13 protein-coding genes are annotated in these 15752 nt (G+C 60.8%); 11 read left to right on the forward strand and 2 right to left on the reverse strand.

Annotated elements, in window-relative coordinates; genetic code table 11:
• The first annotated feature begins 82 nt into the window (after positions 1 to 82).
• The 11 genes from ACRESH_RS08985 (at position 83) to ACRESH_RS09035 (ending at position 12247) form a co-directional block, all read left to right on the forward strand.
• Positions 83 to 934, forward strand: a complete 852-nt coding sequence (locus ACRESH_RS08985; protein ID WP_431741654.1) for an MIP/aquaporin family protein — start codon at positions 83 to 85, stop codon at positions 932 to 934.
• A gap of 66 nt (positions 935 to 1000) precedes the next feature.
• Positions 1001 to 2500, forward strand: a complete 1500-nt coding sequence (glpK, locus tag ACRESH_RS08990; protein WP_431741655.1) for a glycerol kinase GlpK — start codon at positions 1001 to 1003, stop codon at positions 2498 to 2500.
• Between the two features lie 119 nt (positions 2501 to 2619).
• Positions 2620 to 3375, forward strand: a complete 756-nt coding sequence (locus ACRESH_RS08995; RefSeq protein ID WP_431741656.1) for a DeoR/GlpR family transcriptional regulator — start codon at positions 2620 to 2622, stop codon at positions 3373 to 3375.
• A gap of 180 nt (positions 3376 to 3555) precedes the next feature.
• Positions 3556 to 5094: a glycerol-3-phosphate dehydrogenase gene (gene glpD / locus ACRESH_RS09000; RefSeq protein WP_431741657.1), complete on the forward strand. Its 1539-nt coding sequence runs from the start codon at positions 3556 to 3558 to the stop codon at positions 5092 to 5094.
• 316 nt (positions 5095 to 5410) lie between these two features.
• Positions 5411 to 6343: a glutamate/aspartate ABC transporter substrate-binding protein gene (locus ACRESH_RS09005; protein WP_431741658.1), complete on the forward strand. Its 933-nt coding sequence runs from the start codon at positions 5411 to 5413 to the stop codon at positions 6341 to 6343.
• A gap of 99 nt (positions 6344 to 6442) precedes the next feature.
• The gene (locus ACRESH_RS09010) at positions 6443 to 7189 is read left to right on the forward strand and encodes an amino acid ABC transporter permease (RefSeq protein ID WP_431741659.1); all 747 of its coding nucleotides are present in this window, start codon (positions 6443 to 6445) and stop codon (positions 7187 to 7189) included.
• Positions 7189 to 7857, forward strand: a complete 669-nt coding sequence (locus ACRESH_RS09015) for an amino acid ABC transporter permease (protein WP_431741694.1) — start codon at positions 7189 to 7191, stop codon at positions 7855 to 7857. Before ACRESH_RS09010 ends, ACRESH_RS09015 begins: the two co-directional genes overlap by 1 nt.
• Positions 7854 to 8588: an amino acid ABC transporter ATP-binding protein gene (locus tag ACRESH_RS09020; RefSeq protein WP_431741660.1), complete on the forward strand. Its 735-nt coding sequence runs from the start codon at positions 7854 to 7856 to the stop codon at positions 8586 to 8588. The genes ACRESH_RS09015 and ACRESH_RS09020 overlap by 4 nt, the downstream gene beginning before the upstream one ends.
• A 69-nt stretch (positions 8589 to 8657) precedes the next feature.
• A complete protein-coding gene (locus tag ACRESH_RS09025) occupies positions 8658 to 10565 on the forward strand; it encodes a sensor histidine kinase (RefSeq protein WP_431741661.1) in 1908 nt (635 codons plus the stop codon).
• A complete protein-coding gene (locus ACRESH_RS09030) occupies positions 10562 to 11887 on the forward strand; it encodes a sigma-54-dependent transcriptional regulator (protein WP_431741662.1) in 1326 nt (441 codons plus the stop codon). The genes ACRESH_RS09025 and ACRESH_RS09030 overlap by 4 nt, the downstream gene beginning before the upstream one ends.
• Before the next feature lie 33 nt (positions 11888 to 11920).
• Positions 11921 to 12247 (forward strand): GlpM family protein, encoded by a 327-nt coding sequence (locus ACRESH_RS09035; protein WP_431741695.1) that lies wholly within the window; start codon positions 11921 to 11923, stop codon positions 12245 to 12247.
• A 19-nt stretch (positions 12248 to 12266) separates the two neighbouring features.
• Here ACRESH_RS09035 and ACRESH_RS09040 read toward each other — a convergent pair whose 3' ends face one another.
• On the reverse strand, positions 12267 to 13259 hold the full coding sequence (locus ACRESH_RS09040; RefSeq protein WP_431741663.1) for an alpha/beta fold hydrolase: 993 nt from the start codon (positions 13257 to 13259) through the stop codon (positions 12267 to 12269).
• Between the two features lie 143 nt (positions 13260 to 13402).
• On the reverse strand, positions 13403 to 15712 hold the full coding sequence (gene metE, locus ACRESH_RS09045; protein ID WP_431741664.1) for a 5-methyltetrahydropteroyltriglutamate--homocysteine S-methyltransferase: 2310 nt from the start codon (positions 15710 to 15712) through the stop codon (positions 13403 to 13405).
• Positions 15713 to 15752: the final 40 nt, after the last annotated feature.

Genomic DNA, 15752 nt, shown 5'->3' on the forward strand with positions numbered 1-15752 from the left:
CTGCCCGACCGAAATGGGGATTTCTGTCGGGCTTTTGTCGAGCGCTGACTGCGCCTCACAACAACAAAAACCGAGGTAACCGATGACGACAGCTCTGCAACAACCAACATTATCCAGCCAATGCCTGGCCGAGTTTCTCGGCACCGCCCTGCTGATATTTTTCGGCACTGGCTGCGTGGCTGCGCTCAAAGTCGCAGGTGCCAGCTTTGGCCTGTGGGAAATCAGCATCATCTGGGGCGTCGGCGTAAGCATGGCGATCTACCTGACCGCCGGGGTTTCCGGCGCTCACCTGAACCCTGCAGTAAGCATCGCCTTGTGGTTGTTCGCCGGATTCGAGAAGCACAAACTGCCGTTCTATATCGTCGCCCAGATTGCCGGGGCCTTCTGTGGCGCCGCCCTGGTCTATACGCTGTACAGCAACCTGTTCTTCGATTACGAACAAGCCCATGAAATGATTCGCGGCAGCCAGGCCAGCCTCGAGTTGGCTTCGGTGTTCTCCACCTACCCACACCCGGCGCTGTCCACCGGCCAGGCATTCCTGGTCGAGGTGATCATCACCGCCGTACTGATGGCGGTGATCATGGCCCTGACCGACGACAACAACGGTCTGCCCCGCGGAGCCATGGCACCGTTGCTGATCGGCCTGCTGATCGCCGTGATCGGTAGCGCCATGGGCCCGCTGACCGGCTTTGCGATGAACCCGGCCCGCGACTTGGGGCCCAAGCTGATGACATTCCTCGCCGGATGGGGCGAAGTCGCCTTTACTGGCGGTCGTGATATTCCCTATTTCCTGATTCCGATTTTTGCGCCGATCATAGGGGCGAGCCTTGGTGCCGCCCTGTACCGCGGCGTGATCGCCCGCAACCTGCCGGTTGCCGAGAGCGAGAACGCCCAGACCGACGCCAACCCTCAGGGCAAGACCCAGGCATCCTGATGCCGAACTGGCGAGCCAGGCTCGCCCTGCCCTGATAACTACCCTATTGAGTGCAAGGCCAACGACATGACAGACACGCAGAACAAGAACTACATCATTGCCCTGGACCAGGGCACGACCAGTTCGCGGGCCATCATTTTCGACCGCGATGCCAACGTGGTAGGCACCTCGCAGCGTGAATTCGCACAACACTACCCGCAAGCGGGCTGGGTCGAGCACGACCCCATGGAAATCTTCGCCACCCAGAGCGCAACCATGGTCGAGGCCCTGGCCCAGGCAGGCCTGAGCCATGACCAGGTGGCTGCCATCGGCATCACCAACCAGCGTGAAACCACCGTGGTCTGGGACAAGGAAACCGGCCGTCCGGTGTACAACGCCATCGTCTGGCAATGCCGACGCAGTACCGAGATCTGCGAACAGCTCAAGCGCGAAGGCCTGCAGGACTACATTCGCGAAACCACCGGCCTGGTCACTGACCCGTACTTCTCCGGCACCAAGCTCAAGTGGATCCTCGACAACGTCGAAGGCGCCCGTGAGCGCGCAGAGCGCGGTGAGCTGCTCTTCGGCACCGTCGACAGCTGGCTGATCTGGAAATTCTCCGGCGGCAAAGTGCATGTCACTGACTACACCAACGCCTCGCGGACCATGCTCTTCAACATCCATTCCCTAGAGTGGGATGAGAAGATGCTGCAGGTCCTGAACATCCCGCGGCAGATGCTGCCCGAGGTGCGCAGCTCTTCGGAAGTCTACGGCTACAGCAAGAGCGGTATCGCCATTGCCGGTATTGCTGGCGACCAGCAAGCCGCCCTGTTCGGCCAGATGTGCGTTGAGCCGGGCCAGGCCAAAAACACCTACGGTACTGGCTGCTTCCTGCTGATGAACACCGGCGACAAAGCGGTGAAATCGTCCCATGGCCTGCTCACCACTATCGCCTGCGGCCCCCGTGGCGAAGTGGCTTACGCTCTGGAGGGCGCTGTATTCAACGGCGGCTCCACCGTGCAATGGCTGCGTGACGAACTGAAAATCGTCAATGACGCCCATGACACTGAGTACTTCGCCAGCAAGGTCAAGGACAGCAACGGCGTCTACCTGGTACCGGCCTTCACTGGCCTCGGCGCTCCCTACTGGGATCCTTACGCCCGTGGCGCACTGTTTGGCCTGACCCGCGGGGTCAAGGTCGATCACATCATCCGCGCCGCTCTGGAATCGATCGCCTATCAGACCCGTGACGTCCTCGACGCCATGCAGCAAGACTGCGGCCAGCGCCTGAGCGAACTGCGCGTGGACGGCGGCGCGGTGGCCAACAACTTCCTCATGCAGTTCCAGGCTGACATCCTCGGCACCTGTGTCGAGCGTCCGCAGATGCGCGAAACCACCGCCCTGGGCGCCGCCTACCTGGCAGGCCTGGCGTGCGGCTTCTGGAGCAGCCTGGATGAGCTGCGTGGCAAGGCAATCATCGAACGCGAGTTCACTCCGCAACTGGATGAAGCGGCCAAAGAGAAGCTTTATGCCGGCTGGTTGAAGGCGGTGGACCGTACGCGAGATTGGGAGCCGCACGAGGAGTAAACGGTAGTAGCAAGCTGCAAGCTGCAAGTGCTTGGGGCGCCGATCATTTTGTGGCTTGCAGCTTGTAGCTTGAGCTGCTTTCATGGCGCAATTTGCCCGGCAGCCCAAAAGGACCGCCCATGAACCTGCCTCCCCGCCAACAACAAATCCTCGAACTGGTCCGCGAACGCGGCTACGTCAGTATCGAGGAAATGGCGCAGCTATTCGTCGTCACCCCGCAAACCATCCGCCGTGATATCAATCAGCTTGCGGAGGTCAATCTGCTTCGCCGCTATCACGGTGGCGCCGCCTACGACTCGAGCATCGAGAACACCGCCTACGCAATGCGCGCCGATCAGATGCGCGACGAGAAGCAGCGGATTGCCGAGGCCATCGCTGCGCAGATTCCCGACCATGCCTCGCTGTTCATCAACATCGGCACCACCACCGAATCCATCGCTCGCGCCCTGCTCAACCACAACCACCTGAAAATCATCACCAACAACCTGCACGTGGCCTCGATCCTCAGCGCCAAGGATGACTTCGAAGTGTTGCTCGCCGGTGGCAATGTGCGCCGCGATGGCGGTGTGGTCGGCCAGGCCAGTGTCGACTTCATCAACCAGTTCAAGGTCGACTTCGCCCTTGTCGGTATCAGCGGTATCGACGAAGACGGCAGCCTGCTGGATTTCGACTATCAGGAAGTACGGGTTTCCCAGGCGATCATCGCCAATGCCCGCCAGGTAATCCTCGCCGCCGACTCCAGCAAGTTCGGCCGCAACGCCATGGTTCGCCTGGGCTCGATCAGCCTGATCAATTGCCTGGTCACCGACCAGGCACCGGTGCCGGCCCTCACTCAACTGCTCAACCAGTACAAAATTCGCCTGGAAGTGGTTTGAGTCAGCAGCTGCCACCGCAATGGTGGCAGCACAAATGTTCGTTATTTTTCATTTAATTGTCATCCGATCAGTATTTTCTATGGAAAGCGACTGGCAGGCAGCATTCTGTTGCGCTAGTATTTTCGAAAATGAACATCAATGTTCAAATTCGATGTTAGAAAGTCTTTGAGGAAGCCACCTGTGCCGCAATCCAGCCTGTCATCGCCCGCCCTTGCCGTTATCTATGACCTCGCCGTAATCGGCGGCGGCATCAACGGCGTGGGCATCGCCGCCGATGCGGCCGGACGCGGCCTGTCGGTGTTCCTCTGCGAAAAAGACGACCTGGCCAGCCACACCTCTTCAGCCAGCAGCAAATTGATCCACGGCGGCCTGCGCTACCTGGAGCACTACGAATTCCGCCTGGTGCGAGAAGCCCTGGCCGAGCGTGAAGTACTGCTGGCCAAGGCTCCACATATTGTCAAGCCTATGCGTTTCGTCCTGCCGCACCGCCCACACCTGCGCCCAGCCTGGATGATCCGTGCCGGCCTGTTTCTTTACGATCACCTGGGCAAACGCAAGCAGCTCGGCGCCTCACGCAGCCTGCGCTTCGGTCCGGGGAACCCGCTCAAACCTGTGATCACCCGCGGTTTCGAATACGCCGACTGCGCTGTGGATGACGCCCGCCTGGTGGTACTCAACGCCATGGCCGCCCGAGAACAAGGTGCCGACATCCGTACCCGTACCCGTTGCGTCAGCGCGCAACGGGTCGATGGCGTGTGGAACGTGGAGCTGGAACACGCCGACGGCAGCCAACAGACGATCCAGGCCCGCGCCCTGGTCAATGCGGCCGGCCCCTGGGTGGCCAAGTTCATTGAAGATGACCTCAAGCTCGACGCGCCATACGGCATTCGCCTGATTCAAGGCAGCCACCTGATCGTGCCGAAGCTGTATGACGGCGACCATGCCTACATCCTGCAGAACGAAGACCAGCGGATCGTGTTCGCGATTCCGTACCTGGAGCGTTTCACCCTGATCGGTACCACTGACCGCGAGTACACCGGTGACCCGGCCAAGGTGGCGATCACTGAAGGCGAGACCGACTACCTGCTCAACGTGGTCAACGAGCATTTCAACCATCAGCTCAGCCGCGCCGATATCCTGCATACCTACGCCGGTGTGCGCCCACTGTGCAATGACGAATCCGATAACCCGTCGGCGGTGACCCGCGACTACACCCTGGCACTCTCCTCCAGTTCAGGCGAGGCCCCGTTGCTGTCGGTATTCGGCGGCAAGCTGACCACCTACCGCAAGCTGGCCGAGTCGGCCATGGCCCAGCTCGCCCCTTTCTTCACCCAGATGCGCGGAAGCTGGACTGCCAGCGCAACGCTACCGGGCGGAGAAGACATGACCACCCCGCAAGCCCTGGCGGATGCCATCCTGGCGCGTTGCGGCTGGCTGCCGGCGGAAATTGCCAAGCGTTGGGCCCTCACTTACGGCAGTCGCGTGTGGCGCTTGCTCGAAGGCGTACAGGGTCCTGCGGACTTGGGCGAAGCCATTGGCGGGGGCTTGTTCACCCGCGAGGTGGATTATCTGTGTAGCGAAGAGTGGGCAGTCAGTGCCGATGACATCCTGTGGCGTCGCAGCAAGCTGGGGTTGTTCACCACGGCGGCGGAACAGCAGGCACTGCGGGACTATCTTCAGCGCCTGGAATTGAATCGAGCCCGCGTTCAGGCTGCCTGAGGCCTGATCCACATCGCAGAGCAAGCCAGCGCCATCTGTCGGAGCGGGCTTGCTCTGCGATCGCACACTCATTCATTCGGTTTTCCGAACAGCGCACACCCACTCATTCGGCAAGCCGGACGAATCACCCCACCAGCAAAGCGTCAAAAAAGTTTAATACCCAGTCTTTTCACGGCGTTATGATCAAAGTCAGGGCTTGGCACGACTCATGCTCTACACTCAGTACCCGAATGCGCAAACCGCTTCATTGCAGTGTTCGCTGAACGAAAGAGCCGGCCAACGGCTCCATAAAAAAAACAACGTCGAGGAAATTTTGATGCGTATCGTTCCCCACCTGTTGGGCGCAGCCATCACGGCCGCTTTGATCAGCACGCCAGTCACCGCCGCAGAGCTGACCGGCACCCTGAAGAAAATCAACGACTCGGGCACCATTACTCTGGGGCACCGCGACGCTTCCATCCCGTTCTCCTACATCGCCGACGCTTCGGGTAAACCCGTCGGTTACTCCCATGACATCCAGTTGGCCATCGTCGAGGCCTTGAAAAAGGACCTGAACAAGCCGGACCTGAAGGTCAAATACAACCTGGTCACCTCCCAGACCCGTATTCCGCTGGTACAGAACGGCACCGTTGACGTCGAATGTGGTTCGACCACCAACAACGTCGAGCGCCAGCAGCAAGTGGCTTTCTCGGTCGGTATCTTTGAAGTGGGTACTCGCCTGCTGACCAAAGCACAAGACGGCAAGCCCGAAAACGCCAAGTACAAGGACTTCCCTGACCTGGCAGGCAAGAACGTGGTGACCACCGCGGGTACCACTTCCGAGCGCATCCTCAAGTCGATGAACGCCGACAAGCAGATGAAGATGAACGTCATCTCGGCCAAGGACCACGGTGAATCCTTCCAGATGCTAGAGTCCGGCCGCGCCGTGGCCTTCATGATGGACGACGCCCTGCTCGCCGGCGAAATGGCCAAGGCCAAGGATCCAAAAGGCTGGGCGATCGTCGGCACGCCGCAGTCCTATGAAATCTACGGCTGCATGGTCCGCAAGGACGACGCGCCATTCAAGGCAGCCGTCGACAAAGCCATCGTGGCCCTCTACAAGTCGGGCGAGATCAACAAGATCTACGACAAGTGGTTCAATCAGCCTGTCCCGCCAAAGGGCCTGAACCTGATGTTCCCGATGAGCGACGAGCTCAAGGCGCTGATCGCCAATCCTACCGACAAAGCTGCAGACGAAAAGAAGTCCTGATCCCCAGCTAGTTAGTGTCTAACCTTTCATCCGAGGGCGCTTTGCGCCCCCGGATGCTCGAAGGTGCCCGTGAAACAACCGATCTGAGGGGAGATCCCGATGAATTACAACTGGGACTGGGGCGTATTCTTCAAGTCCACTGGCGTAGGCAGCGAAACCTATCTGGACTGGTACTTTACCGGCCTGGGCTGGACCATCGCCATTGCTATCGCCGCCTGGATCATCGCACTGCTGCTGGGCTCCGTGCTCGGTGTCATGCGTACTGTCCCGAACCGCCTGGTATCGGGCTTTGCCACATGCTATGTGGAACTGTTTCGTAATGTACCGCTGCTGGTGCAGCTGTTCATCTGGTACTTCCTGGTCCCTGACCTGCTGCCTGAAGGCTTGCAGGAATGGTTCAAACAGGACCTGAATCCAACGACCTCGGCATTGATCAGCGTGGTCATCTGCCTGGGTCTGTTCACCGCCGCGCGTGTCTGCGAACAAGTGCGCACCGGTATCCAGGCGCTGCCGCGCGGCCAGGAAGCCGCCGCCCGCGCCATGGGCTTCAGCCTGCCGCAGGTGTACTGGAACGTGCTGCTGCCGCAAGCCTACCGGATCATCATTCCGCCACTGACCTCGGAATTTTTGAACGTGTTCAAGAACTCCTCGGTGGCCTCGCTGATCGGCCTGATGGAGCTGCTGGCACAGACCAAACAGACCGCCGAGTTTTCGGCCAACCTGTTTGAAGCCTTCACCCTGGCGACACTGATCTACTTCACCCTGAACATGGGTCTGATGTTGCTGATGCGCATGGTCGAGAAGAAAGTCGCGGTACCCGGCCTGATCTCCGTGGGGGGCAAATAATAATGGACTTCAGTGGAATCATTCCCGCCCTGCCGGGCCTGTGGAACGGCATGGTGATGACCCTGCAACTGATGGTCATGGGCGTTGTCGGCGGTATCATCCTCGGCACCCTCCTGGCCTTGATGCGGCTGTCGTCGAACAAGCTGCTGGCGAACTTCGCCGGCGCCTACGTCAACTACTTCCGCTCCATCCCGTTGCTGCTGGTAATCACCTGGTTCTACCTGGCGGTGCCGTTCGTACTGCGCTGGATCACTGGCGAAGATACCCCGATCGGCGCTTTCACCTCCTGCGTCGTGGCCTTCATGATGTTTGAGGCGGCCTACTTCTGCGAAATCGTCCGGGCTGGCGTACAGTCGATCTCCAAGGGCCAGATGGGCGCGGCACAAGCCCTGGGCATGACCTACGGTCAGACCATGCGCCTGATCATCCTGCCCCAGGCGTTTCGCAAGATGACCCCGCTGCTGCTGCAGCAGAGCATCATCCTGTTCCAGGACACCTCGCTGGTCTACACCGTCGGCCTGGTCGACTTCCTCAACTCGGCACGTGCCAGTGGTGACATCATCGGACGCTCTAATGAGTTCCTGGTGTTCGCCGGCGTCGTCTACTTCATCATCAGCTTCTCCGCTTCCTGGCTGGTCAAGCGTCTGCAGAAAAGGATAACCGTATGATTTCCATCAAGAACGTCAACAAGTGGTACGGCGACTTCCAGGTTCTGACCGACTGCAACACCGAAGTCAAGAAAGGCGAAGTGGTGGTCGTTTGTGGCCCGTCCGGCTCGGGCAAGTCGACCCTGATCAAGTGCGTCAACGCCCTGGAGCCTTTCCAGAAGGGTGACATCGTTGTTGACGGCACGTCGATCGCCGATCCGAAAACCAACCTGCCCAAGTTGCGCTCGCGGGTCGGCATGGTGTTCCAGCACTTCGAGCTGTTCCCGCACCTGACCATTACCGAGAACCTGACCATTGCCCAGCGCAAAGTGCTCGGCCGCAGTGAAGCGGAAGCGACCAAAAAAGGCCTGGCCCTGCTCGAGCGTGTAGGCCTCAGCGCCCACGCCAAGAAGCACCCGGGGCAACTCTCCGGTGGTCAGCAACAGCGTGTGGCCATCGCCCGCGCCCTGTCGATGGACCCGATCGTCATGCTGTTCGACGAACCGACCTCGGCACTGGACCCGGAAATGGTCAACGAAGTACTGGATGTAATGGTCGAACTGGCTCATGAAGGCATGACCATGATGTGTGTGACCCACGAAATGGGCTTTGCCCGCAAGGTCGCCAACCGAGTGATTTTCATGGACCAGGGCAAGATCATCGAGGACTGTCAGAAGGAAGCCTTCTTCGGCGACCCAAGCGCGCGCCATGAGCGTACCCAGCACTTCCTCGGCAAAATCCTGCAACACTGAGGTGATGATCAGCACCCTCTGTCCGCTATACGCCGGGCAGAGGATGCTGGTCGTACCAAGGCCACTGTGATGAAATGCGATCCCACGCTCTTTCGCCCAGCCAAGCCTGCCCTTGCCGTGAAACCCCGTCTGATCCGCCAACTGCTGATGCCGCCCTTGATCATCCTGTTGATGATCGGCCTGGGTGTGGCCGGCTTCATGATCAGCGAGCACAACGGCATTCGCACCTTGAGCGAATCCGGCGAGCGCCAGCTCGAGTTGCACGCGCGCGGCGTCGAGAGCGAAATCAGCAAGTACACCTACCTGCCCAGCTTGCTGGAACTGGAAAACAGCGTCTCCAGCCTGCTGACCGAAACCGACGGTGAACATCGCCAGACGGTCAACGAATACCTCGAAGGCCTGAACCGGCGCAGCCGCAGCCGGGCGATCTTCGTCCTCGATACCAGCGGCCGGGTCCAGGCCACCAGCAACTGGCGCGATGTCGACAGCTTCCTCGGTGAGGACCTGTCGTTCCGTGCCTACTTCCAGCACGCCGTACGCGGCCAGCCTGGACGCTTCTATGGTATCGGCAGCACCACCGGCGAGCCTGGCTACTACCTTGCACATGGGCTGGAAGAACACGGCAAGATCATCGGCGTGGCGGTGATCAAGGTGCGTCTGGAAAACATGGAAGAGCGCTGGCAACGGGCACGCCTGGAAGCCTTCGTCAGTGACGAGAATGGCATCATCATCCTCTCCAGTGATCCGGCGCGGCGGCTCAAGTCGGTGCGCCCGCTGACCCCGGAAATCAAGGAACGCCTGGCCCGCAGCCTGCAGTACTACTGGTGGCCGCTCAACGAGCTGCAACCCTTGTCGCGGGAAAAGCTCGCCGACGGTGTCGAGAAACTCAGCTTCCCGGCCAACGCCGAGCTGGGCGACGGTCGCCGCGAAGTTGCCTACCTGGCTCAGACCCGACGCCTGAGCGATACGCCGTGGCATTTCACCCTGCTCACGCCATTGCAGGACCTGCGCCGCGAGTCGATCATCCAGGGCGTGCTGGTCGCCGTGGCCTTCGCCCTGCTGGCCATTGTGCTGATAGCCTGGAACGAACGGCGCAAGGTCATCGCCACGCGCCTGGCTGCCCGAGAGGCGCTTGAAGAAGCCAACAGCCAACTGGAGCGCAAGATCACCGAACGCACCGCCGACCTGCGCGCCAGCAACGATCGTCTCAAGGGCCAGATCCGTGAGCGCCGGCAGGCCGAGCAGACCCTGCGCCATGCCCAGGACGAACTGGTCCAGGCCGGAAAACTCGCGGCCATCGGCCAGATGTCCACCAGTATCGCCCATGAACTGAACCAGCCGCTGGCGGCGCTGCGTACGCTGTCGGGTAACACCGTGCGCTTTCTCGAGCGCGGCGCCCTCGAAACCGCCAGTACCAACCTGCGTACCATGAACGACCTGATCGACCGCATGGGCCGGATCACCGCCAGTCTGCGCTCCTTTGCCCGCCGTGGTGACGACAGCGGCCAGGCCTCGCTGGCCAAGGCGGTGGACGCCAGCCTGCAGGTGCTCGGCAACCGTATTGCCGGCTGCCACCTGAAACTGAACAGCCAGTTCGACGACCAACAACTGGCTATCGACCAGACCCGCCTGGAACAGATCCTGGTCAACCTGATTGGCAACGCCCTCGACGCCATGGCGGCGCAACCCATGCCCGAGCTGTGGCTGGAAGGCGAGCTGCAAGGCGACAAGTATCGCCTGCGGGTGCGCGACAATGGCCATGGCATCGACGACGAAGCCCGCAAACACCTGTTCGAACCGTTTTTCACCACCAAGCCGGGCGAGCATGGCCTGGGCCTGGGCCTGACCCTGTCCGCCAGCCTCGCCGCCGCGGCCAAGGGCAGTTTGAGTGTCGAACACCCTGCCAGTGGCGGCACGGCGTTCGTCCTCGCCCTGCCCCTGGTCAATGCCCCTATTGAATCTGCCGAGTCCCTATGAACCAAGCGCCCCTTTCCGTCCTGATCGTCGAAGACGACCCGCATGTGCTGCTCGGCTGCCAGCAGGCCCTGGCGCTGGAAGACATCGCCTGCGAAGGTGTCGGCAGCGCCGAAGAAGCCCTGCAACGTATCGGTGATGATTTTGCCGGGATCGTGGTCAGCGACATTCGCCTGCCCGGCATCGATGGCCTGGAGCTGCTGAGCCGGCTCAAGGCGCGCGACAGCAGCCTGCCCGTGGTGCTGATCACCGGCCACGGCGACATCGACATGGCCGTCGGCGCCATGCGCAACGGCGCCTACGATTTCATGGAAAAGCCTTTCGCCCCGGAACGCCTGGTCGAAGTAGTGCGCCGCGCCCTGGAACAACGCGGATTGTCCCGGGAGGTCTTCGCCTTGCGCCGGCAACTGGCCGAGCAAAGTACCCTGGAAGGCCGGATCATTGGCCGCTCGCCAGCCATGCAAAATCTGCGTGAATTGATCGCCAACGTTGCTGACACCTCGGCCAATGTCCTGATCGAAGGCGAGACCGGTACTGGCAAAGAGCTGGTTGCCCGCTGCCTGCACGATTTCAGCCGCCGTCAGGGCAAACCTTTTGTCGCCCTGAACTGCGGCGGCCTGCCAGAGAACCTGTTCGAAAGCGAAATCTTCGGCCACGAGGCCAACGCCTTTACCGGCGCGGGCAAGCGCCGCATCGGCAAGATCGAGCACGCCAATGGTGGCACGCTGTTCCTCGACGAAGTCGAAAGCATGCCGATCAACCTGCAGATCAAACTGCTGCGCGTCTTGCAGGAGCGGACCCTGGAACGTCTGGGCTCGAACCAGAGCATTGCCGTGGACTGCCGGGTGATCGCTGCAACCAAATCCGACCTCGACGCCCTGGGCCAGAGCGGACAGTTCCGCAGTGACTTGTACTACCGCCTCAACGTGGTCACCCTGGAGCTGCCGCCGTTGCGCGAGCGCCGTGAAGACATCCTGCAACTGTTCGAGCACTTCCTGCAGTTGTCGTCATTGCGCTTCGACCGCGAAGTCCCACAACTGGACAGCCAGACCCTGTCGCGCCTGATGGCTCACGACTGGCCGGGCAACGTGCGTGAGCTGCGCAACGTTGCCGAACGTTACGCCCTGGGCCTGCCGGCCTTCAAGAAGGCCGGCGCCAGTGCCAACCAGGGCCTGGGTTTTGCCGAAGCGGTCGAGGCCTTCGAGCGCAACCTGCTCAGCGACGCCTTGCAACGCACTGGCGGCAACCTCAGCCAGGCCAGCCAGGAACTGGGCATGGCCAAGACCACCCTGTTTGACAAAGTGAAGAAATATGGCCTGGGTTGACCGGCTGATCAAACGAGAATGCACGTGGATCTGATACTCAAAGCCTGCCTGGGGGCGGCCGTGGTAGTGATCCTTGCTGCCCTGGCGAAAACTCGTAATTACTACATCGCAGGGCTGGTCCCGCTGTTTCCGACCTTTGCCCTGATTGCCCACTACATCGTCGGTAAAGGCCGCTCACTGGAGGACTTGAAGACCACCATCCTCTTCGGCATGTGGTCGATCATCCCCTACTTCGTCTATCTGGCAGCGTTGTATGTACTGGTGGACCGCATGCGCCTGGAGCTGTCGTTGGCGCTTGCGGCAGTGGCGTGGCTTGTGGCGGCGACGGTGCTGGTCAGTGTCTGGCTGAAGTTGCACTGACGCTCGACTTGCTCCGCGATCAATACACCGCCAGGTGGGTATCGGTCAGCCGTTGTGTCGCCAAATAGGGCAGCACCGCCGCCAGCAAGGGCGCCTTGAATTGCTCCTGAAAGCGATGGGCCAGCCCCGGAATCAATCGCAGCTGACTGCCCTGGATGTGCGCAGCCAGATGCACACCATGCATCACTGGCAACAACGGATCGGCGGTGCCATGTACGACCAGCGTCGGCAGACGCAGGTTGTTGAGCAACTCGACCCGGCTCGGCTCGGCAACAATCGCCATGATCTGGCGCTTTACACCTTCCGGATTGAAGGCCCGGTCATAGGATTGCGCCGCCTGCTGCAACAGCGCCTGACGATCATCCTTGACCTGTGGGCTGCCCAACGCTGCCAGCAGGTCAGCCTGCTGCTCCAGGGCCGCTTCGCGATTTGCGGCCTCGCGCCTTGCCAGCAACTGCACCAAGGCAGGACTCGGTGTCGGCAGGCCCTGAGCGCCAGAGCTGGACATGATCAAAGTCAGGCTTTCGACCCGCTTCGGGGCCAAGGCTGCCAGATGCTGGGCAATCATCCCACCCATGCTCACCCCGAGGACATGGAAGCGTTCGACGCGCAGGGCGTCCATCAGCCCCAGGCCATCTTCGGCCATATCGTTGAGGGTATAGGGTGCGGCCACCGACAGCCCGAGCTTGTAACGCAGCAATTGGTAGGTCAGGTTGGCGCTGGCCGGTGCCTGGCGCCAACGGCTCAGGCCAACGTCGCGGTTGTCGTAGCGAATCACCCGAAAACCTTGTTGGCACAATGCAACCACCACTTCATCGGGCCAATGGATCAACTGGCCACCGAGGCCCATGACCAACAGCAGCACCGGGTCCGAGTCACGACCGATGCTCTGGTACGCCAGGTTCAGCTGTGCGATCTCGACGTGTTCGATGGCCACGTTGACGTCGCAACGCGAGGCCGCAAAAGAAGGTAAAGCGCTGATCAGCGCAAGAAAAAACAAAAACGCCCGCATGAAAGAAACACCAGAATGCAAATCCCCAGTAGAGCGGGAGTCTGATGACTTTCATGCGAGCGCGCTGCCACAAAACCGTGACCGTTTGATGACACTCGCTAAGCGGTAGGCGCCATGATGCTCAATCATGGCACCCGCTTGCCTCAGGTCAGTTCGCTGCGCAGTTGCCGAGCAGCGGCGACCATGTTCACCAGCGCAGCTTCGGTCTCCGGCCAAGCCCGGGTCTTCAGGCCGCAGTCGGGGTTGACCCACAGGCGCTCGGCCGGGATGCGCTTGACCGCCTTGCTCATCAACTTGACCATTTCAGCGGTGTCCGGCACCCGCGGTGAGTGGATGTCATACACGCCCGGACCGATATCGTTGGGATAATCAAAGGCTTTGAACGCCTCCAGCAGCTCCATGTCCGAGCGCGAAGTCTCGATTGTGATCACGTCGGCATCCATCGCCGCGATGGCCTCGATCACGTCGTTGAACTCGCTGTAGCACATGTGCGTATGAATCTGGGTTTCATCGCGCACGCCACTGGAACACAGACGGAAGGCCTCAACAGCCCAGTCCAGATACGCCTGCCATTGCGCCCGGCGTAGCGGCAAGCCTTCGCGGAACGCCGCTTCGTCAATCTGCACGATCTTGATTCCAGCCATTTCCAGGTCTTGCACTTCGTCACGAATGGCCAGGGCCAACTGCTCAGCCTGCACCTTGCGCGACACGTCCTCTCGGGGGAACGACCACATCAGCATGGTCACAGGGCCCGTGAGCATGCCTTTCATGACCTTGTTGGTCAGGCGCTGGGCATACTCGATCCAGGCCACGGTCATTGGCTGTGGACGACTCAGATCACCGTAGATGATCGCTGGCTTGACGCAACGCGAACCATAGCTCTGCACCCAGCCGAAACGGGTGAAGATGTAACCTTCCAGTTGCTCGGCAAAGTACTCGACCATATCGTTGCGCTCAGCCTCACCGTGCACCAGCACATCCAGGCCAAGACGCTCCTGCACCTGCACGGCGTGGCGGATCTCGCTGTGCATCGCGTCGGTGTAGTCATTGGCCGACAGTTTGCCCTGCTTGTAGGCCTGGCGTGCCAGGCGGATTGCCGAGGTTTGTGGGAACGAACCAATGGTCGTGGTCGGGAATGCCGGCAGTTGCAGGCGCTTGCGCTGGGCTTCAATACGTTGGGCAAAGGCCGACTGGCGTTGGCTGTCCACGGTGGTGACCGCTGCCAGACGCGCCTGGACTTGCGGTTTATGGATGCGCGGCGAGTGGCAACGGCTGTGCTGCACGGCCCGGCTATTGGCCAGCGCGTTTTGTACTTCGGCCAGGTGCGGAGCCTCCAGGGCCTTGGCCAGTACTGCAATTTCTTCGCACTTCTGCGCAGCGAAAGCCAGCCAGCTTTTCAGTTCGGCATCGAGCTTGTCTTCCCGCGCCAGGTCTACCGGGCTGTGCAGCAACGAGCAGGAACCGGCGACCCAGAGATTGGCACCGAAACGTTGTTTGGCCTGCTGCAATTGCTCCAGGGCCTGGTCCAGGTCACAACGCCAGACGTTGCGGCCGTTGACCACGCCCAGGGAGAGCACTTTGTACGTTGGCAGACGGTCGAGCACCGCCGGCAATTGCTCCGGAGCACGTACGAGGTCGACGTGCAGGCCATCCACCGGCAAGCCGACAGCCAAGCCGAGGTTGTCTTCCAGGCCACTGAAGTAGGTCGCCACCAGCTTCTTCAACGGCGAGTACTGAAGGATGTGATAGGCGCGCTCGAAAGCGTTCTTCCAGTCTTGCGGCAGATCCAGGCCGAGGATCGGCTCATCGATCTGCACCCACTCCACTCCCTGGCGCGCCAGGCGGCTGAGGATCTCGCCATACACCGGCAACAGACGCTCCAGCAAGTCGAGCTTGTCGAACTCATCGCCCTTGACCTTGCCCAGCCACAGATAGGTCAGTGGTCCGATCAATACGGGTTTGACCGCGTGGCCCAGGGCCTGCGCTTCGGCAACTTCGTCGAACAACTGTTCCCAACTGAGCAGGAAGCGCTGGTCGGCGCTGAACTCCGGCACCAGATAGTGATAGTTGGTGTCGAACCACTTGGTCAGTTCTTGTGCATATTGCGCCTGGCCGTGTTCACCAGCACAGCAGGTGGTGGCGCCACGGGCCATGGCGAACAGGGTTTCGAGGGTTGGCAAGCCATTGCTGGCCAGGGTCTTAGCGAAGCGCTCGGGGATCGCGCCGAAGGCCAGGGAGTGGCTCAGGACCTGGTCATACCAGGCAAAATCACCTACCGGCAGCAACTCGATACCCGCGTCCTTTTGCAACTGCCAGTGACGAGCACGCAACTCACGTCCCACCGCATGCAGGCCAGCTTGGTCGATATCGCCCTTCCAGTAGGCTTCTTGTGCTTTTTTCAGTTCGCGGTCAGCGCCAATGCGCGGAAAACCGAGGTTGTGGGCCAATGCCATGACAGTCGTGCTCCCTCTAAAAGATGGCGCTATTGTCGAC

Source organism: Pseudomonas sp., from assembly GCF_050739775.1.
Lineage (GTDB): Bacteria > Pseudomonadota > Gammaproteobacteria > Pseudomonadales > Pseudomonadaceae > Aquipseudomonas.

Excerpts from the sequence above, each read along its gene's own strand:
- ACRESH_RS08985 (WP_431741654.1), top strand. The coding sequence starts at position 83 with ATGACGACAGCTCTGCAACAACCAACATTATCCAGCCAATGCCTGGCC.
- glpK (WP_431741655.1), top strand. The coding sequence starts at position 1,001 with ATGACAGACACGCAGAACAAGAACTACATCATTGCCCTGGACCAGGGC.
- ACRESH_RS08995 (WP_431741656.1), top strand. The coding sequence starts at position 2,620 with ATGAACCTGCCTCCCCGCCAACAACAAATCCTCGAACTGGTCCGCGAA.
- ACRESH_RS09005 (WP_431741658.1), top strand. The coding sequence starts at position 5,411 with ATGCGTATCGTTCCCCACCTGTTGGGCGCAGCCATCACGGCCGCTTTG.
- ACRESH_RS09010 (WP_431741659.1), top strand. The coding sequence starts at position 6,443 with ATGAATTACAACTGGGACTGGGGCGTATTCTTCAAGTCCACTGGCGTA.
- ACRESH_RS09020 (WP_431741660.1), top strand. The coding sequence starts at position 7,854 with ATGATTTCCATCAAGAACGTCAACAAGTGGTACGGCGACTTCCAGGTT.
- ACRESH_RS09025 (WP_431741661.1), top strand. The coding sequence starts at position 8,658 with ATGAAATGCGATCCCACGCTCTTTCGCCCAGCCAAGCCTGCCCTTGCC.
- ACRESH_RS09030 (WP_431741662.1), top strand. The coding sequence starts at position 10,562 with ATGAACCAAGCGCCCCTTTCCGTCCTGATCGTCGAAGACGACCCGCAT.
- ACRESH_RS09040 (WP_431741663.1), bottom strand. The coding sequence starts at position 13,259 with ATGCGGGCGTTTTTGTTTTTTCTTGCGCTGATCAGCGCTTTACCTTCT.
- metE (WP_431741664.1), bottom strand. The coding sequence starts at position 15,712 with ATGGCATTGGCCCACAACCTCGGTTTTCCGCGCATTGGCGCTGACCGC.